The 22,311-nt window shown below is 39.1% G+C and carries 24 protein-coding genes and 1 tRNA gene; 14 read left to right on the top strand and 11 right to left on the bottom strand.

Translation table 11 applies throughout. The features are described from left to right. The first annotated feature begins 77 nt into the window (after window positions 1-77). Window positions 78-3,167 (top strand): T9SS type A sorting domain-containing protein, encoded by a 3,090-nt coding sequence (locus tag SFU91_02870; protein ID MDX2127962.1) that lies wholly within the window; start codon window positions 78-80, stop codon window positions 3,165-3,167. Window positions 3,168-3,191: 24 nt separating this feature from the next. On the opposite strand, the gene mreD is transcribed toward SFU91_02870, so the two are convergent. The 4 genes from mreD to SFU91_02850 all read right to left on the bottom strand — a co-directional run bounded on the left by mreD (window position 3,192) and on the right by SFU91_02850 (window position 6,364). Next, window positions 3,192-3,662 (bottom strand): rod shape-determining protein MreD, encoded by a 471-nt coding sequence (mreD, locus tag SFU91_02865; GenBank protein MDX2127961.1) that lies wholly within the window; start codon window positions 3,660-3,662, stop codon window positions 3,192-3,194. 20 nt (window positions 3,663-3,682) lie between these two features. Then, on the bottom strand, window positions 3,683-4,537 hold the full coding sequence (gene mreC / locus SFU91_02860; GenBank protein MDX2127960.1) for a rod shape-determining protein MreC: 855 nt from the start codon (window positions 4,535-4,537) through the stop codon (window positions 3,683-3,685). A gap of 12 nt (window positions 4,538-4,549) precedes the next feature. Next, entirely contained in the window at window positions 4,550-6,244 is a 1,695-nt protein-coding gene (locus tag SFU91_02855) for an iron ABC transporter permease (protein ID MDX2127959.1), read from the bottom strand. Between the two features lie 48 nt (window positions 6,245-6,292). Next, window positions 6,293-6,364: transfer RNA gene (locus SFU91_02850), tRNA-Cys, on the bottom strand. Window positions 6,365-6,459: 95 nt separating this feature from the next. Here SFU91_02850 and SFU91_02845 point away from each other — a divergent pair. The 4 genes from SFU91_02845 to SFU91_02830 all read left to right on the top strand — a co-directional run bounded on the left by SFU91_02845 (window position 6,460) and on the right by SFU91_02830 (window position 10,520). Next, window positions 6,460-7,317: an SDR family oxidoreductase gene (locus tag SFU91_02845; GenBank protein MDX2127958.1), complete on the top strand. Its 858-nt coding sequence runs from the start codon at window positions 6,460-6,462 to the stop codon at window positions 7,315-7,317. Window positions 7,318-7,353: 36 nt separating this feature from the next. Further along, window positions 7,354-7,857, top strand: a complete 504-nt coding sequence (locus SFU91_02840) for an LptE family protein (GenBank protein ID MDX2127957.1) — start codon at window positions 7,354-7,356, stop codon at window positions 7,855-7,857. 75 nt (window positions 7,858-7,932) lie between these two features. Continuing rightward, complete coding sequence (locus SFU91_02835; protein ID MDX2127956.1) at window positions 7,933-9,006, top strand: hypothetical protein; 1,074 nt, start codon at window positions 7,933-7,935, stop codon at window positions 9,004-9,006. A gap of 416 nt (window positions 9,007-9,422) precedes the next feature. Next, window positions 9,423-10,520, top strand: a complete 1,098-nt coding sequence (locus SFU91_02830) for an acyltransferase (protein MDX2127955.1) — start codon at window positions 9,423-9,425, stop codon at window positions 10,518-10,520. Window position 10,521: 1 nt separating this feature from the next. Here SFU91_02830 and SFU91_02825 read toward each other — a convergent pair whose 3' ends face one another. Continuing rightward, window positions 10,522-10,722 carry a CPXCG motif-containing cysteine-rich protein gene (locus SFU91_02825; protein ID MDX2127954.1) on the bottom strand — a complete coding sequence of 67 codons (201 nt, stop codon included), beginning with the start codon at window positions 10,720-10,722 and terminating at the stop codon, window positions 10,522-10,524. A 29-nt stretch (window positions 10,723-10,751) separates the two neighbouring features. Then, the gene (xerD, locus tag SFU91_02820; GenBank protein MDX2127953.1) at window positions 10,752-11,732 is read right to left on the bottom strand and encodes a site-specific tyrosine recombinase XerD; all 981 of its coding nucleotides are present in this window, start codon (window positions 11,730-11,732) and stop codon (window positions 10,752-10,754) included. Window positions 11,733-11,921: 189 nt separating this feature from the next. On the opposite strand from xerD, the gene SFU91_02815 reads away from it, so the two are divergent. Both SFU91_02815 and SFU91_02810 read left to right on the top strand, forming a co-directional pair. Further along, entirely contained in the window at window positions 11,922-12,734 is an 813-nt protein-coding gene (locus tag SFU91_02815; protein ID MDX2127952.1) for a helix-turn-helix domain-containing protein, read from the top strand. 101 nt (window positions 12,735-12,835) lie between these two features. Next, on the top strand, window positions 12,836-13,324 hold the full coding sequence (locus SFU91_02810) for a VOC family protein (GenBank protein ID MDX2127951.1): 489 nt from the start codon (window positions 12,836-12,838) through the stop codon (window positions 13,322-13,324). 19 nt (window positions 13,325-13,343) lie between these two features. Here the strand turns inward: SFU91_02810 and SFU91_02805 are convergent, their stop codons facing one another. From SFU91_02805 to SFU91_02785, 5 genes are all read right to left on the bottom strand, one after another. Further along, the gene (locus SFU91_02805; protein MDX2127950.1) at window positions 13,344-13,853 is read right to left on the bottom strand and encodes a dihydrofolate reductase family protein; all 510 of its coding nucleotides are present in this window, start codon (window positions 13,851-13,853) and stop codon (window positions 13,344-13,346) included. 87 nt (window positions 13,854-13,940) lie between these two features. Further along, window positions 13,941-15,683, bottom strand: coding sequence for a single-stranded-DNA-specific exonuclease RecJ (gene recJ / locus SFU91_02800; protein MDX2127949.1), 1,743 nt, complete (start codon window positions 15,681-15,683; stop codon window positions 13,941-13,943). Window positions 15,684-15,718: 35 nt separating this feature from the next. After that, the gene (locus tag SFU91_02795) at window positions 15,719-16,522 is read right to left on the bottom strand and encodes a rhomboid family intramembrane serine protease (protein MDX2127948.1); all 804 of its coding nucleotides are present in this window, start codon (window positions 16,520-16,522) and stop codon (window positions 15,719-15,721) included. A 187-nt stretch (window positions 16,523-16,709) separates the two neighbouring features. Next, window positions 16,710-17,906 carry a phosphoglycerate kinase gene (locus SFU91_02790; GenBank protein ID MDX2127947.1) on the bottom strand — a complete coding sequence of 399 codons (1,197 nt, stop codon included), beginning with the start codon at window positions 17,904-17,906 and terminating at the stop codon, window positions 16,710-16,712. A gap of 160 nt (window positions 17,907-18,066) precedes the next feature. Continuing rightward, on the bottom strand, window positions 18,067-18,591 hold the full coding sequence (locus SFU91_02785; protein MDX2127946.1) for a hypothetical protein: 525 nt from the start codon (window positions 18,589-18,591) through the stop codon (window positions 18,067-18,069). Between the two features lie 145 nt (window positions 18,592-18,736). Here SFU91_02785 and SFU91_02780 point away from each other — a divergent pair, with 145 nt between their 5' ends. The 7 genes from SFU91_02780 to SFU91_02750 all read left to right on the top strand — a co-directional run bounded on the left by SFU91_02780 (window position 18,737) and on the right by SFU91_02750 (window position 22,292). Then, the gene (locus SFU91_02780) at window positions 18,737-19,195 is read left to right on the top strand and encodes a protochlorophyllide oxidoreductase (protein MDX2127945.1); all 459 of its coding nucleotides are present in this window, start codon (window positions 18,737-18,739) and stop codon (window positions 19,193-19,195) included. Between the two features lie 183 nt (window positions 19,196-19,378). Further along, window positions 19,379-19,585, top strand: a complete 207-nt coding sequence (gvpA, locus tag SFU91_02775; protein ID MDX2127944.1) for a gas vesicle structural protein GvpA — start codon at window positions 19,379-19,381, stop codon at window positions 19,583-19,585. Between the two features lie 88 nt (window positions 19,586-19,673). Next, window positions 19,674-20,282 (top strand): hypothetical protein, encoded by a 609-nt coding sequence (locus tag SFU91_02770; protein MDX2127943.1) that lies wholly within the window; start codon window positions 19,674-19,676, stop codon window positions 20,280-20,282. Window positions 20,283-20,329: 47 nt separating this feature from the next. Next, window positions 20,330-21,358 carry a gas vesicle protein GvpN gene (gene gvpN / locus SFU91_02765; GenBank protein MDX2127942.1) on the top strand — a complete coding sequence of 343 codons (1,029 nt, stop codon included), beginning with the start codon at window positions 20,330-20,332 and terminating at the stop codon, window positions 21,356-21,358. A gap of 3 nt (window positions 21,359-21,361) precedes the next feature. Further along, window positions 21,362-21,628, top strand: a complete 267-nt coding sequence (locus SFU91_02760) for a hypothetical protein (protein MDX2127941.1) — start codon at window positions 21,362-21,364, stop codon at window positions 21,626-21,628. A 5-nt stretch (window positions 21,629-21,633) separates the two neighbouring features. Further along, window positions 21,634-21,960, top strand: coding sequence for a gas vesicle protein (locus tag SFU91_02755; protein ID MDX2127940.1), 327 nt, complete (start codon window positions 21,634-21,636; stop codon window positions 21,958-21,960). Next, window positions 21,960-22,292 (top strand): hypothetical protein, encoded by a 333-nt coding sequence (locus tag SFU91_02750; protein MDX2127939.1) that lies wholly within the window; start codon window positions 21,960-21,962, stop codon window positions 22,290-22,292. The genes SFU91_02755 and SFU91_02750 overlap by 1 nt, the downstream gene beginning before the upstream one ends. Window positions 22,293-22,311 lie beyond the last annotated feature (19 nt).

The following is a 22,311-nucleotide window of genomic DNA, read 5'->3' as shown; positions in this document are numbered from 1 at the left end:
TGAAATGATGTATTGAGAATCCTACGCCCTTTACCTATCATTACAAATTCTTTTTCAACCGCTTTGAATAGTCATCAATGAAAATTCGCCTTGTGAATTTCTTATTTCTCTTTCTCTTCTCATTTCTCTTCGCGCAAAATGAACTATTTGCTCAGCCAAGGGCATTTCAGCAGAAAATCTCAAGCGGTCATGCCATTTCGCCTTTTTCGAAGGAAAAAACGACGAGCGGAGTCGGAAACTTCAGAGTGCTCGGTGTAATGGTTCAATTTTTAGAGGATAATGACCGAGCGACAAGCGGTACGGGGAGATTTGGTGGGCTCACATTCCTTTCGGCTTATCAAGATACAATCATTGATCCCCTTCCTCACGATAGAGCGTATTTTCAGCGCAAGCTTGAATTTTTGAACAATTACTATTCAAAGGTGAGCGATGGAAAAACTACGATTTCGGGTTTTATTCCCGAAAAAATTTATACCGTATCAAAACGAATGGGCGATTATTCACCCAGCCGTCGAACAGAAGATCTCACACCGCTCGCTGAATTGGTAAAGGAAGTGTGGGAAATCGTGGATCGAGAAAGCCCGGAGATTGACTTTTCTCAATATGATCACTTTATCATTTTTCATTGCGGTGTTGGGCGCGATATTGATATTGTTTCACTTACCGGGACTGACCCCACGCCGCGCGATTTACCTTCAATCACTTTTAATGAGCGCTCATTGAAGCGATATTTAGGTAATCAATATCAAGGTGTTCCGGTGGATGGAGGCGCTTTCAAAATCAATACAACCTCGGTTATTCCTGCAACGGAATCGCGAGAGATTGATGTCATTGGTGGTAAAACATTAATTCAACTTTCAACAAACGGTCTGCTCGCAGCAAGCTTTGGCGGATATTTGGGATTGCCTGATTTATTTAACACCGTTACCGGAAGAAGTGGTATCGGGCGATTTGGATTAATGGATGGAGAATCATTTTTCAGTTTCAGTGGTCTTTTTCCTCCAGAGCCTTCAGCTTGGGAGCGGATAAGATTAGGTTATGCCTCGCCACGGGTAATTACAAAATCAACTGCAATTCGTCTTCCCGCTCAAGGTCTCCATCAGAATCCGGATTCGGTGGTGTGGAAAATCCCAATGAACTCAAAAGAATATCTTTTGCTTGAAAACCGCCAAAGAAGAGCAGAATTGGATGGAGTTCGTTTAACTCGGTTTCGAAATGGCGTGGTTGATACAGTTTTCTATCCATTTGATCAAACCGACTTTCGTTTTGAAAATACCGGCGGATTCCGCGGGAATGTTGTTGGTGTAAAAAATTATGATTGGAGCCTTCCAACCGATTCAACTCGAAATCAACCGCGGTTCAATGGCGGTTTACTTGTTTGGCATATTGATGAAAGTGTCATTGATACGGCGATTGATTCAGGACGAGTGAACGCGAATCGTATTAAAGGTGTGCGACTCATTGAGGCGGATGGCTCACCAGATATTGGTGAGAATTATGGAATTACCTCAGCAGGAAATGGCACGCAAGGAGGATGGGTTTATGATATGTATTTTCAAGGAAACAGTTCAAGAGTTTACACCAATGCGTTGAACTTTACTTCCCAGCCAAGGCTTGCAGCCAATAGCGGTGCAAACACACGAATATCAATTTCATCGATATCAGCGAGCGGCTCTGAAATGACTGCTACAGTGAATTTTGGGGATGAGCTGCTTTCGCCGGTTGATGGTTTTCAAGTTCAAGTTCCCGATCAGTTTCAAACAAATGTACCCCCACTGTTCCATCAGGCAAGCCAAAGCTATTTTTTGCTTTCATCAACCGGTAAATTATGGCGAATTCGAAGCGGAGAAGTGTCTCAATTCACAACACTTTCGTTGAATCCAAATCTCAAGCCGGCACTAAACGGAAATTCTTTATTGGCTGTTAAGGATTCAACGCTATTCCGAATCAATGTGGAAAATCAATCGGTGATAACTTATAAAGCCCCGACAAAAATTACCTCTCCGCCTTCAATTTCCACCTCAACCCTTTCAACCCGTTACTATATTGGACTCTCCGACGGGCGAATCATTAGTTTGAGAACAGACTTCTCCCAATTCGCTGAAAGAACAATTTCAAATAAGCCGGTTATCGCAGCTGGAAATTTCTTTGATCTTTCGGCCGACTCTGCCCGATTTTCATCCATTGAATTTAGTTTGAACGGAGAGAGTTTCGTACAGGCGGCTTATGTTTTAGCGGCGAGCACTCTCCGCCCTTCAAACCCAACAACCGAAGGATTTCCAACAGATGTATTTGGTTTCTTTCAAACAGATTCAAGGCGAATTGTAAAAGCTCGGTTCAAGGATGGTCAAAATTTTGTTTCCTCTGTTCATACAATTTTGAGCGACTTACCAGAAGGGAAGGTTACTCCATTTGCGCTCGCAAATCTAGAAAATCGAAATTCTTATGCATTGATTTTTGGTGCGGTTAATAAACTCTACGCTTTTGGGGAAGCCAATGCATCAATGTCTAATTTTCCAGTTGAACTCCCGCAAGGACAAGAAATAACAACAAGCCCCGTTTCCTGTGATGTTAATGGCGATGGGTATGAAGAAGTTATTGTTCTTACAAAAGAAGGGAGACTATTGATAATCAACCGAGAAGGAAAAATTCTTACAACGCAATCCATTTCAGGCGGTACTGTTTCAACCCCTGCCATTTACCCGGGCGTGACCAATGGCAAGCTTCGGCTTGCTCTTGTTGATCAAGGTGGGAAATTTTCGCTTTTAGACCTTTCCTTAAGCACCGCAAATTTTTCTTGGCAAACGCTTTATGGCAATAACTTCAATGATTTTCAGGCATTTAGAACCAATGTGAATCGTCCGGTTGTTACATTTAATGAATTTATGCCGGAGTCAAAGGTTTACAATTATCCCAATCCTGCGAGCACTGAAACCAAGTTTCGTTGTTACCTTACTGAGCCGGCTTCGATTACGGTAAAAGTATTTTCGCTCACCGGTCAAAAAGTTTGGGAAAATACTCTAGAAGGGAGAGGCGGAATAGACAACGAATTAATTTGGAATCTTAATGGCATTCAAAATGGGGTTTATTTTGCTACGCTTCAAGCAAAGGCATTAAGCAACGGAGATACAAAATTAGTAAAGTTGAAAGTAGCAGTCGTGAAATAAAAAGTTTGAAGTGACCCTCAATTTTTAAGAATACCTGCGAAGCACAAAAGAGAATAGGAGATAGGAAATGACTGAAGTATAAAAGGCTCCTAAAACACCTTGTAAAAGCAGCATTTTCCAAAAGGGCATCATTAAAAAATTTCCAACCACTTGAAACATGACATTATGGATAAAAGTGGTTACAAATACTGCGGTCGCAAAGTTTAAGTCATTGGTTCTTTTTTCACTATTGCTGAAATATCCGGCTACAAAACCGGCAATGGTTTTGGTAAATGCAGAGAGACCCAAAGTTCCATAAAGTAAATCGGTCATTAACCCAACTACAAACCCAACCACAGTTCCAGCACTTTGCCCCTCATTGCGAGCAAAAAAAACAAGCAAAATGAGAATGATATCCGGGCGAACGCCGCCCAAGGCAAGCTTATCGACAAGAAATTTTTGACTGAGGGCAAAAAAAAGAAAGCCGATTGAATATAAAACGATTGGATTTGTCAATGATTGTGAAACGAAAATGCTTATTGTGATTGAAAAATTTTATATGATCCAATTACAGATTTCTTTTCTAATGTAGGCGTTCGTTGTTCAACAAACACATAGTCAAGCGCAGTAAAGTCAACGGCATAAGTAAGTTCAACTTGAAAAAAATTCTTCCCTTGTTCTTCCCAAACATTGCTGACCGTTCCCACTAAAGTTTGAGCATTAGCAAAAGTGCTGTATTCTGTGGTGAATAAGCGTTCACCTTTTGCAAGTTTGCTGCTCAGTGAAACATATTCAAGCGATGCTTTTGCGATATCGCCGCCCTTCCAAGTTATAATTCCTGCAGTACGCGAAAGTTCCGAAATCACCCCGATTTTGAAATCAGAATTGATGGCCAATTGTACAAGTGAAAAATTTGGAGAAACAAGCACGATTCTTCCCACGAGGCCTTTATCGCAGACCACCGGCATATCGACCGAAATACTATCATTACTGCCAATATTGATCATAATAAAATTCTTTTCGGGAGAAAAGGTTCGGTCAACAACCCTCGCAAGGCGAACGGAGAAATTGGTGGAGTCTCGGTAAACCAATAGCCTTTTTAGCGTTTCATTTTCGTACTTCGCATTTCTTAAAAAATTTACTTCAGCCGAAAGCGACAAGTTCCGATTTTGAAGCTCTAAATTTTGAGAGTAAAGATTAAAGTAGTTTGAAAAGTAAGAAAATGAAGATTCGAGAAAACCAAAAGCTTCTAACCCACCAGTTCGGATATATCGAAGCGAGGCAGATTCACGATTTGAAAAAAGCGCAAGGGAAATAAGACACAAAAAAACTAACAAGAGATACTGCCGAAGATCTTCTACAATCGTTTCAAGTATCCGCCGAAGAAACATAAACTGAATTTTTTATTGAAATGTGCCGCTTTTTTTTGAATCGAAAGAGACAAACAATTTTCCTGAAACCCAAGTGAGGGAAAATACAAATAAAAGCAAAATGACCCCTAAAGCTCCGGCTTCCTGAAAACTACCGTCTCGCATTAGCGAAAAGATTTGAACTGAAACAGGAATATTATCAGGTGTATAAAGAAGGATCGAGCAAGGGAATTCAATGATGGCGCTAATCAGCGTAAACATAAATCCTGAAATTACCGAGCCAATGATAATGGGCAGCATAATTTTTGTGATAACCTTCAAGTAACCTACACCTAAAGTTGTTCCTGCTTCAACCAAAGAATAATTAAAGACATCCAAAGCGGATGATACACTTCGGGTGATAAATGGCAAATGGCGAATAAAATAAGCAAGCGGTAAAAGAGATGTTCCGAGAAGAAAACCATTAAATGTGATGAGATTCGAAAAAATACCATTGCTTGAAAAGGCCGCTAAAACAGCAATTCCAAGTGCCGTGGCGGGAATCGAAAGTGGGATTGAAATCACACTATCTACAAAAGTGGGTAAAACGATTTTTTTTCTGGAAATCGCATATCCGGCAATCAAACCAAAAAAAAGATTTGGCACACTTGCCAAAAGCCCAAGTCGAAAACTATTTGAAAATGATTCCCAAATTGAAGGGGTATTGAAGAGATTGATCAATGCATGAAACGAAAAAGATTCGGGAAAAAATGAGGTGGAAGTCATGATTCCTTCACCGAAAGCAAGAAATAGAAGAGAGAGAAGGGGCAAAAAAAAGAAAATCAAACCGGTACTGACTATTCCCCAAGCCCACACGGGTGCCATCTTGAGTTGTGATTCTCGAAATGTTTTTGACCCCTGAGCATATTTTTCGGAAAGATGATAAAGCCCAACGAGTGGCACGGAAATTAGGAGGAGAATCAGGGTCATCGCGCTCGCCTGACCATAATTTCCCAGTGTTTTTTGGTTAAACAATTCGACCGTAAGAAAAGGGGTTTTTCCGCTAAAAAGAAGCGGGCCCGTAAATGATGCCATACTTAAAGTAAAAACAAGAATCGAGGCAGTAAGCAGAGAAGGCCTAATGAGAGGCAAAAGAACTTTTTGAAAGGTTTGACTTGGCGAAGCCCCACAAAGTTCAGACGCCTCTAAAACAGATGAATCAATCTTGTTTAATGCCGGTTTAACAAAAATCAAAAAGTGCGGTGTAAATGCAAAAATATGAATCAGAAGCACAGCCGGAAATCCTTCTAAAGAGATACTCCCTTCAGGCTGACCCAAAAGAAATGCAAGCATCGAGGCGTAGAGCCCAAAATCAGATAGGAGAAGTTGAAAAGCCAAAGCGCCAACCAAGGGAGGCATCGCGATTGGAAGTATGAAAAAAGAGGCTAGAAATTCGTTGAATTGAAAATTATAACGAGTAAGCAGTAAACTGATGGTTGTTCCAATCATTCCCGAGAATAAAACAGTGAGAACAGAAAGTAACAAACTATTGATAAGGGCACGAAATCCACCTGAAAGTGAAAAAAAATGTGCGTAATTACTAAAAGTGAAAGGAGAATCGGAAGTACGAAAACTTTCAAATAAAACCGTAAGGAAAGGAAAAATCACATAGCCAAAAAGCACTCCAAACACCAAAAAATGATAAACCACACTTGGTGCGGAAAATACTTTGCTACGAAGTAAAGTCATTGGAAGAAATGAATAAGATTCGTCTGAATTGATTTAATTGGAGGGTTGAGGCGCGGGGCGGAATCGAACCGCCGAATAAAAGTTTTGCAGACTTCTGCCTTACCACTTGGCTACCGCGCCATTGAAGAAAGAATTGCAATTTACAGAACAATGTGATTCTTTTAAAGCGTTCAAAAGATTAATGTAATAACCATTTTATTCTAAAGGAGAGTCTCATGAAAGAAAAATGGCGAGTTGAAGGAAAAAAAATAGTAATCACCGGTGCAAGCAGGGGCATAGGAAGAGCTATTGTTGAAGAATTGGCATTAAATGGGGCGGAGCTTATGTTCACTTCCCGAAATCAAAAAAATGCAGATAGAACGGCAGAAGAAATCAAAAAAAAACACACTAAGAATATAAATTCAGCCAAGTTGCATGCAGCTGTTTGCGATGTCAAAGATTATACATCGGTTCAAGCACTAATGGCAGAGGCGATTCATAAAATGGGTGGAATCGATGTGTGGATTAACAACGCAGGGGTTTCTGAACCATTTAATAAAATTATTGATCAATCACCCCAAGAATGGTACGAGCCAATTGAAGTCAATCTTAAGGGAAGTTTTCATTCTTGTAAAGCGGTTATTCCCTTCTTCTTAAAACAAGGCCACGGAAAAATTATCAATATGGCTGGCTCTGGCGCAAATAATGAAAAGAGAAACACCGCCTGCTTGAGCGGTTATGCCTGTTCAAAAGCTGCCATTCGGCGATTAACCGACACATTGGCAGAAGAGTATCAAGGAAGAAATATTGAGTTTATGCTTTTAAATCCCGGAATGGTTAGAACTGAAATTTTAGGGACAGCCCACCCAACACCCGAATTAGCAAAAAGACTTGATCGCTTTTTAACAGTGCAAGATATTTTTGCTCAGCACCCAAGTGTCGCCGCAAAAGCCGCGTTAAAACTTTGTAGCGACTGGAGCAATGGAAAAAACGGCCATTATGAAACCGTTTTTTCAAAGTGGAAGGCGCGTCAACTTCTTTTGACTTATCCTTTTCGAAAATGGCGAGGCACAATTGATCGGACCATCTATTGACAGAAAGTTTTAACGTATCAACAGTTTCTATAAGCAATGAAAAAATCGTTTTACTTCAGTTTACTCATCATTTCCTTTGTATTTAATGGTTGTTACAGTTTTTCAGGAAATGCCATCCCACCTCATATTCAATCGATTTTTATCCCGGTCTTTAACGATGACTCACGGAGCGGGATTCCACGGCTTCGCGAATCGCTCACCACACGCCTTACGGATAAAATTCAAAACCAAAGTTCGCTGATCATTGCGTCTTCCAAAACAACGGCCAATGCTGTTCTTGAAGCAACGGTTAGCGGATATGTTGATGCACCAAGTGCGCTTGGCGGCACAAATGAACGAGCAACCCAAAACCGTATCACCATTACAGTAACTGCCTCATTTCGCGATGAGGTGGAAAAAAAATGGCTTTTCCAAAAAAAAACGTTTACTGCGTTTAAAGATTATCCCGTTGGTAATGCAGCTCAGCAAAGAACGGCAATCGATGACTCGGCAGAACAGTTGGCTGAAATCATCTTAAACCAAATGCTTTCCGGTTGGTGAAACTTTTTGGCCGATCTGGACGAAAAAAAACAGTTACAAATATTCATTAGATCTGTGTTTTAACATTCATCTCAGATGGCTTCTTCCAGAATCAATTCTAAAGGTGCATTAATTGCCCTTCAACAAGAATGGAAAGTGGTTACCCAAATAGAAGCAGAGAGCCGGCAAACGATTTCTTTTCAAAAGTATCCCTTGAGCCAGCATTACAATCAAGAAAACCCACAAAGCAGAGGAATGAAATCCATTCAATTACAATTTCTAAAGCTTTTCATTTTAGGTGTTGTTTGTTTTGATTTCATGCTTTTTTCCGGAAATGCCCAAGAAATAAAAACCATTCACCTTAAGCGTGAAAGTGAAAAACAATTGAAAGCAACATTAAATCTTGGGGCAATGAGTCTCTCCATTCGCGCATTCAACTCAGAAAATATATTCGAATTTCAATATTCCTCATACGACACATCGATTCTACAACATGACTATGAAAATCGACACTTATCCGAATCAAACAACGAGAATGAAATTGCCCACCTAAAAATTGCTCAGATTTCTAAATCTAACGAAGACGTATTTTCAATCGGGGAGTTTTTACGTTCAGGTTCAAATTCGGAAGAAATACAAGACCTTCGATTGTCTCTCAACGATGCGTTGCCAATAAATTTGGATATGACCTTGGGCGGAGCATCTGCTGATTTAAATCTTTCAGGGTTGAAGTTGAAAAAACTTGCGCTCAAAAGTGGGGCTTGCAAAACGAAAATTTATTTTCAAAAACCAAATTCAGAGACTTTGGAATCATTTCGGGTTGCATCTGGTGCTTCTAAAATTGTGATGAGTGGACTCGGAAATGCAAACATTGAAAATTTCAATTATGCTGGTGGAGCTAGTAATGCCGTGATTGATTTCTCAGGAGAGATAATGAGAGATTTAACGGCAAAGATTTCTGTCGGTGCCGGGAGTGTTACAGTTTACATTCCTAAAAATTCAAATATTATTGTTCGTTATGAAGAAAACTTTTTTTCATCAGTTACACTACCCGATGACTTTGAGCCTCAAGATAATTTTTTCACTTCTACCAATCGTAATACGAATGCCCATACCATCGATATACAGCTCTCATGTGGAGTAGGAACGGTTAAAGTTCAGTGGAAATAGTAAAATCGACTTATTACAAAAATGCCCGCATATGCGGGCTTTTTTGTTTTAGGTCACAAATGTAATCCTTATCATTACTTCCTTAACAAAGATGTACACTTTTATGAAGTTTAGTACAGATTTCATAAAAAAATCACTCATCTGAATCAGGAGATATCCTAAACATACATTAAATGTCCAATAAGCGAAGTTTGACAAATATCGATCAATTAATTTATGTATCAAGTTGAATCACTTTCAAGAAGATTGAATCTTAAAGCGATAGTGTCTAAAAATTTACAGGTTCACGAAATTGAAAATTTTAACCTTTAATTATTTTTCAAAAGAAAAGAAATTTGATTTTGATATTTTAAATTACTTTAATAAGGGAATTTAAATTAGTAATTAATTAATTTATTCCTTAAAAATAATGTTGAATGAGAAAAAGAGGGCTTGATTTTCTTCGGTCTATTGCAATTTTATTGGTTTTGATAGTACATAGTTCCGAAGTATTTAGAAATTATGGGTTTTCTCTTCAGGGAAAGTGGAACCTTGGGAATATGGGTGTTATGCTTTTCTTTGTTCTGAGCGGATACCTTATTGGAGGAATTCTTATTAATGAACTGGAAGAAAAGACGAATTACATTACAGTCTTAAAGTTTTGGTTGAAGCGTTGGTTTCGTACACTTCCAAACTATTATTTATTTTTATTAATTAATATATTTATAATTTGGAAATTTAAATCTTCATCGTACAACGAATTATTTGATATGTGGAAATTTGCATTTTTTATACAAAATATTTTATCTACATTTCAAAAAAGTATTTTCCCTGAATCTTGGAGTTTGGCAGTTGAGGAGTGGATGTATTTAATTCTTCCGATTTTAGTATTTATTATTATAAGAGTTTTTAGGGTAAGTATTAAAAATTCGATATTGATTGCATGTTGTTTTATTTTTCTATTTTCAATAAGTTTTGGGTTGTACTTTACATTTATAAACCCTGATTATTCTAAACTGCATTTTTCAAGAGGGGTTATTTTTCACACGTTTTCAAATTTTTATTCAATTGCTATAGGTGTTTTTGCAGCGTATTTAAATTTTTATCATAGCAAAGTAATAGAAAAATATCATTTGAATCTTTTTCGAACAGGGTTGGCGATTTTATTTTTTTACTTTCCACTATTTTATCTCTTTAGTAAATATTTTATACTTCTGCAATATTCAGTTGTCCTTTCATTTTTTTTGATGATATTTTATTTTGCATTATCAGATTTAAGTTGGATTGGAGATGGAAAAGTATGGTTTGTAATTAAATGGACATCTTTGCTTTCTTATTCAATTTACCTTAATCAAAATATTGTGATTTTCTTCATAAATAGAATTAAGTTTTATCAAAATCCATTTTATATTCTCTCTATTTCTAAAATAATTATTATTTGGGGTTTTTGTTATGGACTTGCCTTTTTAACTTATAAATATGTTGAACTTCCATTTATTGAATTTCGTAAATTGATAATCAACAAAATCAAATAATTTATTCCTCGTACTCTGAGAGGATAAAAGCATCCAATTCCCCTTCTACCTCTTGAATCGTTACCACAAGTTTATTCGGGTGGCAACAAACAAAGCAATCTTCGATGTATTCCTGAAGAAAGCCACCCTCAGGATCAACGGTAGTTTCATTCCATTCTCCACAAACAGAGCAGTGCCAACCGGTTTCAATCAATCCTTTCATTGTAATTTTGTGATGGTTAAAAGTGAATTCTATCCTCTTGGGTGAAAAGAGGCATGAACTTCCTTGAGAAACGTTCGATCGATATGGGTATAAATTTGAGTTGCTTTTATGCTTGAATGACCAAGCATTTCTTGAACGGCACGCAAGTCAGCGCCGCCTTCCAATAAATGGGTTGCAAAAGTATGACGTAAAGTATGAGGTGAAATTTCTTTATTGATTCCGGCACGTTTGGCATGATCCCGAACAATATTGAAGAGTGTCATTCGAGAAAGCGGTTTCCCTCTCGCATTTAAGAATAGAAAATCAAGCGAGTCAAGATGAGAGATTTTCGCGCGAATGTCTGACTGATAAACCTTAACTGATTTTATTGCAGAATTTCCAACCGGTACAAGTCGCTCTTTTGAACCCTTCCCAAACACACGAATAAACCCGGCATCAAAAAAGCAGTCTTGTTGTTTCAGTGTAACAGCTTCTGTTGCGCGCATCCCGGTGGCATAAAGCAGTTCTAAAACCGCTTTGTCTCGAAGTGCCATTTTAACACTTGTATTCGTTGAGTAAGGAGCCAATTGATTTTCTTCGGTTGAAAGAGTAAGAGGAATCTGAAGAAGGCGATTGACTTCTTCAATACTTAAAACTGTTGGTAAATAATTTCCTTGTTTTGGTAAACTGAGTTCTTCTGATGGGTTTTTGGGAATCAACTTGTCTGAAACTAAAAACTTAAAAAAACTTCGGATAGCTGAGATATTTCGCGAAACGGAAGAAGGTTCTAGCCCAAGGTCATAAAGTTCTCCAATGTAAAACTGAAGTGATTCGGGTTTTACTTCAGAAAGCGATGAATGCTTTTCTTGCATCGCGAAAAGTAGCCGAAGTAAGTCATTTTTGTAAGATACCTTTGTGTTCTCAGAGAGATTTCGCTCTAAGGTCAAATAATTTAAGAAGCTCCGCAAAGCAAGTTTTATTTCACCTTGAAGCTCACGCTTGGGTTGAGAAGTCGCTTGATCTAAAGTCACTTTAAGAATTGGCTTCGATATGTTGATTTCATTATTCAATCATTAAATAGAGGTGAATTTAATTCGATCGAAAGTGGGTTGAAGAACCCGAATCCATCGGTTTTCAAAGTTGTATAAATTATCTATTAGCATCAGTTAAATTATGATGAAGTTGTTTAGGATTTTTTTCCTACAAAGTACTTTTCTCAAATGATTGAGATCATACGCAAAAATTTTCGCCCATTCCAGCCCGCAATCATTTCAACTTCATCTCACGTCCAATACAAAGAGTTTGCTCCAAGTTTCAAGCTTCAACCCTTTATCTATTGCTATTGGGATCTCAAAACAAATGAGCGATTGATCGAAAATTACAACTATCGGGTCATCGCGGATGGCTGCATCGATATATTTTTTGAACACACAGAACCTGAAAAAATCTATGTAATGGGGTTTTCAACAGCATTTTCAGAATTTCCGTTGGGTCTTAGTTTTCATTATACAGGAATTCGGTTCTTACCGACGGCGTTTCCGCAATTGTTTCAAATCAATGCCTCCGAAATTTCAAATCAGGTTTTTTCACTATCAGATCTTAATAAAGCAATTGTTAAATCGTTAGAACAGATTCATTCTTGTGGTCAAGATTTCGTTGAAAAGAGAGAAGAAATGAATCGTTTGTTTGAAAAACTCCTAAGCAATACCCAGTTGGCGTTTGACCCACGTTTGTACCGCGCGATCGACTTAATCTTAAAAAAAAGAGGACATGTTCATACAGAATCAGATTTAAATACAGGCTTAAGCCCTCGTCAACTCCGTCGTCTTTTTGAATTCTACCTCGGTGATTCACAAAAATCCTTCAGTCGGGTTGTGAGATTTCAATCTGCTGTTGCTTCTGTATTCAGCAACAAAATGCAGGTTGTGCCAGATTATATCTCACTCGGATATTTTGATCAAACCCACTTTATTAAAGATTTCAAACATGCGTTTGGGCTATCTCCCGGTAAAGCCGTTCGGCTTTCAAAATAGAATTCCTTCCCCAAAATTTTGTCCGATTTATACTATTTCAAATTTTAAGTCTCGCCGATTTTTGTGCCGTTAATTCTTTAATCAAACGCACTGAAAATCTTATGAAACACATCATTCTTTTTCTTGTTCTGTTGGCAAATGGAATCACACTTTTCGCTCAACATAACAATCAAAATCCTTCTTCTTCAACGATTAAATCAATAAAAAAAATGAAACTCAATGCAGGAATCATTACGAACAAACTAAAAGAGACAAAAAAATTTTACACCGAAGTTCTGAATTTCGGGGTCACTTTTGAAAATGATTTTTACCTCCTATTACATACTCCCGAAAATAACGCTGAAATTAGCTTTCTCTTACCAAATCACCCCTCGCAACAACCCGTATTTCATAAAGCATTTGAAGGAGCCGGGGTTTATTTGACAATTGAGGTTGAAAGTGTTGAGGCTGTTTACAAAGAAATGAAAAAAACAAAAATTCCGATTATGGTTGAGCTAAGAAAGGAACCGTGGGGAGATCATCATTTTGCCATTCAAGATCCTAATGGTATTAATATTGATATCGTAACCTACAACCCGCCGGAAAAATAGAGAGTACTCCCCCAACTTTTTATTTTTTTACTGCATAATGAAGCATAACCGCTCCGTTTGGATAGCTTTTTGAATTCAAAAGAGAAAGATGAAGGTTTTGATCGAATGGCTTGAACAGTGGAATCCCTTTGTTTAAGTAAATTGGATGAACGGTCAGAATAAGTTCGTCAACCAAACCGGCGTTTAGCAGAATTGTATTGATTTCCGAACCACCAACAAGCCAAATCGATTTTCCCTCAGATTTTTTTAGTTGAGAAACAAAATCAGCCACAGGGGTTCGAACAACTTCAACCATTTTTTGATGAGGTAGCGAATGCGAGAAAACAAAGTTGTGCATGCCTTCATAATGTGTTTGACCAAATTTAAGCATCACTTCATAAGTCCTTCTTCCCAAGAGTACCGTATCAACGGTTGATGTGAAGTCTTCGGTGTTGAAATCATCAGGAGAAAAAAGCCAATCCAATTCATCATTTGGCCCGGCAATAAATTGATCAAGGGTCGTCGCGATATATAAAATGACATTTCGCATTGAAGTTTACTTCGAAAGTGAAAAAAGAAGAGGTTGATTATTCGTATTAGGCTTGAATTGGTTTTGTAAAATGAAGAAGATATATCATTACTCCATCCGCGCATCACGCAAGCGAAGTTGGAGTTTGGTTTGCCCATTCCATTCATTTTCTTCTAATGAATACACCAATTGAACTGTTGACTTTGAATTCTTCTCAAGCCCGTCACTAATTTCCTTATACTGATCAGGCATATTAAAACCAATGGCATCAAATACCCGGCCCGAGCTGTCTAAAAAACTCATCTTCAAGTGTAAATCTTTCAAAAGCTGTGGCTTTTGATAAGGGCGAACGCCCTTTGTGAGAAAAACGGGTTTTAAATTTTTGGGGCCATAGGGTTCAAATTGCATGAGTACTTGAAAGAACTTTGGTGTAATCATATCAAGCAAAACTTCAGCGTCAATAACAATTTCAGGTGTGCGGAATTCAAAAGGGAAAAGGGTATCGCAGGCAGCATCAAAAGCATTTCGAAAAGCATCGAGTTTTTCAATTTCCAATGAAAGACCGGCTGCAAAATCATGACCTCCAAATTGAATGAGGTGAGTTTTTGCCATAGAAATCGCTTGGTAAATATTAACTCCAGAAACACTTCTTGCTGAGCCTTTTAAGACGCCTCGGTTTTCAGTAAGGATAATAGTGGGTAAATAGAATCGTTCAACAATTTTTGAAGCAACGATTCCGATAACTCCTAAATGCCAATCGGGGTTGTAAAGGACAAGTGAAGAGAGTGGCTTAATCGAAAGCATCATTTCAGCCATTTTCTCTGCGCTTTGAAAAATTTCTTTATCAAGCTCTCGCCGTAAAGCATTTTGTTCATTTAGAATCGCTGCAAGTGGAGCCGCTTCTTCCTCGGTTGTAGCTGTTAACCATTTAATGGCATCACGTGCGTGACCAAGTCTGCCGGCCGCGTTGATTCGTGGGGCAAGTGTAAAAACAACACTTGAACTTGTTGATTTTCCGAGTTCAAGACCGGCTTCAACGGCCAATGCCCGTAGCGGGGGACGCGGATTTCGAGCGGTAATTTGTCTTAACCCTTCTGCCATTAAAATGCGGTTTTCATCCATCATTTCAACGATATCAGCAGCAGCAGCTAATGCAACATAATCAAGTTGTTCGAGTGCATACTCCATTGGAAGCTCTAACGCTATGCAAAGTGCCTGCATAAGTTTAAATGCGACACCGCATCCGCTAAGTTCTTTGAATGGATAGGTACAACCCTCTTGCTTTGGGTTTAAGATGGTATGTGCATTGGGCAAATCTAACGGGGGTTGATGATGGTCACAAATAATAAAATCAATGCCGTTTTCTCGGCAAAATTGCGCGGGTTCAATGGCTGTGATACCACAATCAACAGAGATAACAAGGCTTGCACCGATAAGCACGGCGTTTTCTAATCCCGATATCGCAACTCCATACCCTTCACTTCGGCGGTCATTGATGTAATACCAAACCGAAGATTTCGAGCCAATGAGAGGAATAATTTTTTGGAGAAACAAATAAAGGATCGAAGTTCCTGTTGTGCCATCAACATCATAGTCGCCATAAATCATCACGGATTCATTTTCCTTCAATGCCGTGATAATTCTTGAAACAGCATCTTGCATTCCCTTCATTAAGAAAGGGTGATGAAGTTGACTGATATCAGGCCTAAAAAAGCGTTTTGCTTCTTCAAAGGTTGTAATACCTCGGTTTACCAAAGCAGCCGCAATAGGTTCACTGACATTGATTTCTTCCGAAAGGCGCCGAACGGTGGGCAAATCGGGTTTAAGAAGTGTATATCGAAATCGTTTCATTCGAAAGGTTTACAGCAGTATGTGAGGAGAGCAACTCAGGATCGGTCGTCTTTACTGGCATCCAAGAGAATTTTCTTTTCTTCGGCACTCAGAGATTCATAGCCCGTCCGCGAAATCTTATCCAAAATCTCATCAACGCGCTCTTGTTGGGCACGCTTTATATCACGTGTGCTTTGCTTATTTGAACTGAGCGTTGACTCCGCAAATGTTCGTTCAATCCAATTCTGAAGTGGAAATTCACCTTGCATCACTTTGATGTAGATATACCCGACAATCATTCCTCCCAAGTGAGCAAAATGTGCGACCGTACTATTGGTATTGAATGTACCGATGAATTCAAAAGCGATATAAATCATCACAAAATATTTTGCTTTAATCGGAAGAAGGAAATACAAATAGATGTAGCGCTCCGGAAACATCATACCAAAAGCAAGCAAAACACCATACACCGCTCCCGATGCACCAACAGTTGGCGTACCGGAGCCATAAGTGGCAATGAGATTAATTAACGCTGCGCCAACACCACAAGTAAAATAATAAATGGTGAATTGGCGTGTTCCCCAATAGTTTTCAATCTCCATTCCAAACATCCACAATGCAAGCATATTAAAAAAGATATGCCCTAAACCGCCGTGAAGAAAAAGGTAAGAAACCGGCTGCCACAATTGAAACCGTGGGTCTTCAAATGACCAAAGGGCACCGTAGTACATTAAGTAATCATCAAGTATTGTAAACTTGAGTAAAAAAATTCCTACAGTAGCAAGCAAAATAAATTTGATAGCCGGCGGCATCAACATAAAACTGCCACTACCCGGTCTGTATTCGTCGTTATAACGCATCTTTAAAAGCTTAAACCTGTTGTAAAAGAGAGTCAATCAAAAATCAGTGAGAAAATCAAAACACGGCTTTTCTTCTAATAATTTGTGAAGCGAAACTTCATCTTGGAGCAACTTAGGAAAAATAAACTGGAGAGAGAAAGCCTGCCCTTTTTCTCCCGTTTATCGAATGATGAATTGAAGTTAAATATTATTCCATTTCATTCAGAGCGGCAATTCCCGGAAGAACTTTCCCTTCAAGAAACTCTAAGCTTGCACCGCCACCGGTTGAAACATGCGTTACAGATTTTTCCAGCCCAGCCTTCACTATGGCTGAAGCGGAATCGCCTCCGCCGATGATGGTAATCGCGCCAGAATGGGTTGCGTCGGCAAGGGCCTTTGCAACTGCAAATGTACCTGTTGCAAACTTCTCGATTTCAAACACGCCCATAGGCCCATTCCAAACAATGGTCTTTGCGGAAAGAACAACATTTCTGTAGGTTTCAGTCGTTTTAGGCCCAATATCAAGCCCCATCCAACCTTCTTCTATAGCATCAATATTGACAATCTTCGAATTTGATGATGCATCAAATTGATCCGCAATAACCACATCGGTTGGTAAGTAAAAAGCAACCCCCTTCGACTTCGCCTTTTCTATAATTGATTTAGCAAGGTCAAGCTTGTCATCTTCGACAAGCGATTTCCCTACCTTATAGCCTTGCGCTTTAAAGAAAGTGAAAATCATTGCGCCGCCAACTAAAACCGAATCAACTTTACTTAAAAGATTTTCAAGAACGTCGATTTTGCCGGAAATTTTTGAACCACCTAAAATTGCGACAAATGGGCGCTTTGGTTTATCCGTAGCATTTCCTAAGTATTCAAGTTCCTTTTCAATTAAGAAACCCGCAACAGCAGTCGAAAGGTATTTCGTAACCCCTTCAGTTGAGCCGTGCGCACGGTGAGCCGTGCCAAAAGCATCATTGACATACACTTCGCCAAGTGCAGCAAGCTTAGAAGCAAAATTAGCATCATTTGCCTCTTCTTCCTTATAAAACCGAACGTTTTCAAGCAAAAGCACATCGCCATTATTCATCGCAGAAACAGCCGAGGATGCAAGGTCACCGATACAATCGTGAGCAAAAGCAACCGGCTTTCCTAATAATTCCGAAAGCCTCTGAGCAACGGGCTCCAAAGAAAACTCTGGCGTCTTGCCTTTTGGACGACCAAGATGCGACATCAAGATGGCTTTACCCCCGTCGGAAATAATTTTTTTTATGGTAGGTAACGATTCACGAATGCGGGTATCATCTTCAATTTTTTTGTTCTTATCAAGTGGAACATTAAAATCAACGCGAACTAAAACACGCTTTCCTGATACAGATAGGTCTTTAATTGATTTTTTGGGCATAAGTCTTAAAGTAAAATTTAAGAAAATGAGTGTTGTGAGTGCATGAATGATGTTTCACTTGCAATTCACACCGACAAAAGTACGCATTTTTCCAGTATGGCTTGAGTTGGAAAAACAAAAAGCCGCCTTTAGGCGGCTTAAACGCGGTCATAATAAATTCTTATTTGACCTCAGGGGCTTTTTTGAATAAAGCGGCACCGATTGTACCTCCTAAGCCAACAAAAAGTGGATAAATAATTACTGTAGAAAGAACCCCTATAGCAATATTTTTGACACTAAAAGCGTTAAGCTTAGAATCTTGAATGCCTTGCTCATAAGCTTCTAAGGCCTCAGGGTTCCCTTTCATAAACGATTTCATAATCATCCCCATTTCTTCTGTGCCGGGCTGATAATCAAAGAGAACCAAGCAAAGCATTTGAAGGACATAAAGAACCAAACCTCCTAAAATCCCTGTTAATGCCCCAAGCTTAAATCCTTCGCCCGAACTCAGGGTTAGTGAGAATGCATTGGTATAATGCCAAACGCTTAGCGTTCCACCGGCAATAAGCCCTAAACAGCACATATTCACAAAGGAGAGATAAGGAACAAGACCAAAAAAAACAATCAAACCTCCCCCAATCAGAATCGAATTAAAGTTATCAGGTTCTTGAACAGGATTTTGTGATGGTTGTATTTCTTCACTCATAAAAGGAATTAATTTAGGTTAGATAAAAGAAGTTCAAACGCTGAAAGAAGACACGATGTTGATGAATAAGTTAAAGTTTTAATTGATTTGTTTAACAAGGGTTTCTTACTTTTAACAATCGTCCATTTTGAAAATTTTTTACAAGATGAAAGCAATTATTCTCTACGACGCCCTAAGTACCGGAGGGTCAACCGACCGAATTATTGACGCAATCGGCGAAAGGCTTGTGCATTACGGATTTTATGTTGAAAAAGCGAAAACACCCCCATTTGCAGACTATTCATTTCTTGAAGAATTTGATCTAGTACTTATCGGCTCACCGATTTATAATCTTGCCTTGTCACCGGGGCTCTCGCAAACCCTTGATAAAAGCAACTTACTTCAAAGTATGAAAGGAAAGGACATCGCAACCTTTCTTATTTGCGGAGGTCCGGAATTGACTGCTGCATTTTTATATATGCCGCAACTGACGCTGAGGCTTTTTGGACTCAATATCGTGGCTCAAAAGATTTTTGGTTTGGCGGAAAAGAATAACCCGGAAAGCCCTTTGAAGTTTGCTGATGAAATTGCAAGTAAGACGATTATGTTGCAAAAAACCTCATGAAAACGTAACGATTATCAATGAAAAAAAAGTTGAATGATTTAGATTAAAGTTATCGGTTAATTATTTCAATCTTATTTTGTTGTGTTAGTTATGAAGATTAATTCACATATTCAGAGAGATTTGGTGTTTCCGTCCACCACTTTCTGACACTAACCGGCGGAGCAAACAAACACTTATACTACAATGGCTATTGAAAAATCAACATCATCATCATCACTTGCTGAAGTTGTCGATCGCGTCCTCGATAAAGGGATTGTGGTGGACGCTTTTGTGAGAGTCTCCCTCGTCGGAATCGAACTCATTTCGATTGAAGCCCGAGTGGTTATTGCTTCCGTCGAAACATACTTAAAGTATGCTGAAGCAATTGGTCTCACATCAAACGCAGCTTAAGCGTGTTACAGGAAATGGCTACACCGGCGAGAATGGGAGTAAACTCGCCGGTGGTATTTCCTATTGAATAAAAAAAATGAACACAACTATGTCCGCAAGTTTAAAGTCAACGGTATTAGCCATCGCAGCTGCTAAAGAATCCCGCAATGCTGCAAGTGAAGCACGTCATCAAAGTGTACAAGACATCTTGAATGACACGGCCCAAATTCGAAAAGAAAACCAAGACTCCCAATATGAGCTTGCTGCCGACTTAAAAAGGCAAGCCACTGAGTTGCATCAAAAGCTTTCGAATGAACGAAACGGGCTTACTCACCTTGTTATGGAATTTAGAAACCGTTTTCAAAACGAACGACAAACCCTAATTCAATCGATTGAAGCCTCAAAAAGCGAATTAAGAAGTAAACTTAAATCTGATACTGAAGCAAGGTTAAACGAACAAGAAGCGTTGATGAATCACATTCATACATTTATGGATGCAAATCGGAATGAAATTCATCACATCCGGCAATCAATTTTTAGCAGATTAGATTCGTATAAAACGGAGCGCAAGGAAGGTCTTGATTTATGGAACTCTCTTTTAGGTTCAAAAACAAAAAGCGAATCAAAAGAATCTGAAAAATCAGCGAAAGTAGCCAGTCAGTTCGCTATTCAAATTCCATTTGCCCCGTCACAAAAAAAGCATTCGAGAAGACCTTGAATCCCTAAACGGCCAATGATTAAAATTGGTCAAATCAAAAAGGAACAATGAACGAGGATATCAGAACGATTGAGGCTAAACCCCTCCCCGATTTTGTTGAAACCAAGTATGTCAAGGAAGTGACCTATCGCGCGATGACATATATCGAAGCGGGCTTTCCCATTCATCTCCGAGGCGCATCGGGAACAGGTAAAACAACCCTTGCAATGCATTTGGCGAGCAAGCTTGGCCGACCAATTATGATGATGCACGGCGATTCAGAATACAAAACAACCGATCTTATCGGCGGTGATTTTGGATATCACAGCCGAAAAGTGGTGGATCGGTTTCAATCGCGTGTACTGAAAGTGGAAGAAGATTTGAGCAAACGGTGGGTCGATAGTCGCTTGACGCTTGCATGCAAATATGGGTTTACGCTGCTTTATGATGAATTCACGAGGTCACGTCCTGAGGCCAACAACGTTTTGCTTTCTGTACTCCAAGAAAAAGTGCTTGATATGCCAAACGGTCGATCAGGTGAAGACAATCTGCTCAAAGTACATCCCACATTTACTGCCGTTTTTACAAGCAATCCTGAAGAATATGCTGGGGTTCACAAAACACCAGATGCGCTCCGTGACCGGATGGTAACGATTGACCTTGAACATTTTGATTATGAAACCGAAATCGCGATTGTCATTGCTAAATCAGGATGTTCTTCTGAAGATGCCGAAGAAATTGTGGGAATCGTCCGTCAATTGCGAGATAGCGGGCGATGTGAATTTGCACCTACTGTTCGTGCTGCAATTATGATCTCTAAAACTTTATCGGTTCAAAGAACCAAAGTATTTCAACCGCCCGATTTTTTCTTAAAAATTTGTCAAGATATTTTATCGTCCGAAACAAGTCGTATCGGGTCGAAAACCAATCAAGATGAAATCAAGCAAATTGTTCGAAGGTTAGTTGAGCGAACCGCCCTGCATCGCGATTCCCAAAACGGGAAGCTAAATAATTTAGGAGCAAAGTCGAATTTTGATAATCTTCATAATAACTTAATTCTCTTGCGGCAAAATGATAAGCGGGCAAGCGGAAACTAATCAATGTCATATTCAATGAATTTTGAACAAGCTGCAAAAAAAGTTCTCGAGTTCGCCTCCCAAATGACCGGCTCAGTCGCAAAGTTGCATAAGTTGGAAAAAAGCAGTGAAGGATGGCTTGGGTATGCAGAAGTATATGAAGAAAGTGCCTTTATAAAATCTATCGGCATCCCAAGTAAAGTGATGGACAGAAATCTTTACGAAATTCGACTCAACAATGCTTTGGAAGTGATTTCATTTGCAAAACAAAATGAAAATTCAAACTCCTAAGCGATATGGCAGATAATATTGTTCACAATACCAATGCTTCAACGTTAGGCGATATTCTTGAAAGAGTCTTGGATAAGGGCGTTGTAATAGCAGGTGATATCAAAGTGAATTTGGCAGATGTAGAACTGCTTAACATCAAAATAAGGTTGGTTGTTTGTTCTGTTGATAAAGCCGTGCAGCTCGGAATAAATTGGTGGCAAAGCGATCCTTATCTTTCAGCCGAAGCGGCCAAAAAAATACAAAATGATGAAAACACACAGCTAAAACGCAAAGTAGAAGAATTACAAAAACAGCTTTCTGCAAAACCTACAGAGATGAAGAGGAGACCATAATGAAAACTTTAGCCGAATTAAAGAGCACACGGAGTATCAAAAAACTTCCTCGCTCACGCTCATCGAAACCGAGAGGAAAAAGCGGTGCCTATCTTGATCTTTATGTGATGACGGTCGAAAAAGAACGACTTGAAAAAGAATTGGCTGTCCTTGAACGGCGCCGTAAGGAAATCATAGGTCAATTGGATACAGCCAAAAAAAATATTGAAGAAATCTTCGAGCGAAAAAATATCGTTCCTGAATCCAAAGCAGCTGCAGCACCAAGTTTGGGCTCTGAGACAGGCACAACAGAAAGCAGCCAACCGTGGAAGACCATTTCCCTAAACTATTAAGAAATTTTCCTATATGCTT

The sequence above is a fragment of the Chloroherpetonaceae bacterium genome, assembly GCA_033763895.1.
Classification (GTDB): Bacteria; Bacteroidota; Chlorobiia; order Chlorobiales; family Thermochlorobacteraceae; genus JANRJQ01.
This window is presented reverse-complemented; position numbering and strand designations above follow the sequence as displayed.

What these genes read in the sequence shown, in the direction of transcription:
- recJ (MDX2127949.1), bottom strand. Translation starts at nt 15,683, where the DNA reads ATGAAACGATTTCGATATACACTTCTTAAACCCGATTTGCCCACCGTT.
- gvpA (MDX2127944.1), top strand. Translation starts at nt 19,379, where the DNA reads ATGGCTATTGAAAAATCAACATCATCATCATCACTTGCTGAAGTTGTC.
- SFU91_02825 (MDX2127954.1), bottom strand. Translation starts at nt 10,722, where the DNA reads ATGAAAGGATTGATTGAAACCGGTTGGCACTGCTCTGTTTGTGGAGAA.
- SFU91_02760 (MDX2127941.1), top strand. Translation starts at nt 21,362, where the DNA reads ATGTCATATTCAATGAATTTTGAACAAGCTGCAAAAAAAGTTCTCGAG.
- gvpN (MDX2127942.1), top strand. Translation starts at nt 20,330, where the DNA reads ATGAACGAGGATATCAGAACGATTGAGGCTAAACCCCTCCCCGATTTT.
- SFU91_02830 (MDX2127955.1), top strand. Translation starts at nt 9,423, where the DNA reads ATGAGAAAAAGAGGGCTTGATTTTCTTCGGTCTATTGCAATTTTATTG.
- SFU91_02795 (MDX2127948.1), bottom strand. Translation starts at nt 16,522, where the DNA reads ATGCGTTATAACGACGAATACAGACCGGGTAGTGGCAGTTTTATGTTG.
- SFU91_02810 (MDX2127951.1), top strand. Translation starts at nt 12,836, where the DNA reads ATGAAACACATCATTCTTTTTCTTGTTCTGTTGGCAAATGGAATCACA.
- SFU91_02755 (MDX2127940.1), top strand. Translation starts at nt 21,634, where the DNA reads ATGGCAGATAATATTGTTCACAATACCAATGCTTCAACGTTAGGCGAT.
- SFU91_02870 (MDX2127962.1), top strand. Translation starts at nt 78, where the DNA reads ATGAAAATTCGCCTTGTGAATTTCTTATTTCTCTTTCTCTTCTCATTT.
- SFU91_02770 (MDX2127943.1), top strand. Translation starts at nt 19,674, where the DNA reads ATGTCCGCAAGTTTAAAGTCAACGGTATTAGCCATCGCAGCTGCTAAA.
- SFU91_02805 (MDX2127950.1), bottom strand. Translation starts at nt 13,853, where the DNA reads ATGCGAAATGTCATTTTATATATCGCGACGACCCTTGATCAATTTATT.
- mreC (MDX2127960.1), bottom strand. Translation starts at nt 4,537, where the DNA reads ATGTTTCTTCGGCGGATACTTGAAACGATTGTAGAAGATCTTCGGCAG.
- SFU91_02785 (MDX2127946.1), bottom strand. Translation starts at nt 18,591, where the DNA reads ATGAGTGAAGAAATACAACCATCACAAAATCCTGTTCAAGAACCTGAT.
- SFU91_02780 (MDX2127945.1), top strand. Translation starts at nt 18,737, where the DNA reads ATGAAAGCAATTATTCTCTACGACGCCCTAAGTACCGGAGGGTCAACC.
- SFU91_02835 (MDX2127956.1), top strand. Translation starts at nt 7,933, where the DNA reads ATGGCTTCTTCCAGAATCAATTCTAAAGGTGCATTAATTGCCCTTCAA.
- SFU91_02855 (MDX2127959.1), bottom strand. Translation starts at nt 6,244, where the DNA reads ATGACTTTACTTCGTAGCAAAGTATTTTCCGCACCAAGTGTGGTTTAT.
- SFU91_02840 (MDX2127957.1), top strand. Translation starts at nt 7,354, where the DNA reads ATGAAAAAATCGTTTTACTTCAGTTTACTCATCATTTCCTTTGTATTT.
- SFU91_02815 (MDX2127952.1), top strand. Translation starts at nt 11,922, where the DNA reads ATGATTGAGATCATACGCAAAAATTTTCGCCCATTCCAGCCCGCAATC.
- SFU91_02750 (MDX2127939.1), top strand. Translation starts at nt 21,960, where the DNA reads ATGAAAACTTTAGCCGAATTAAAGAGCACACGGAGTATCAAAAAACTT.
- SFU91_02790 (MDX2127947.1), bottom strand. Translation starts at nt 17,906, where the DNA reads ATGCCCAAAAAATCAATTAAAGACCTATCTGTATCAGGAAAGCGTGTT.
- SFU91_02845 (MDX2127958.1), top strand. Translation starts at nt 6,460, where the DNA reads ATGAAAGAAAAATGGCGAGTTGAAGGAAAAAAAATAGTAATCACCGGT.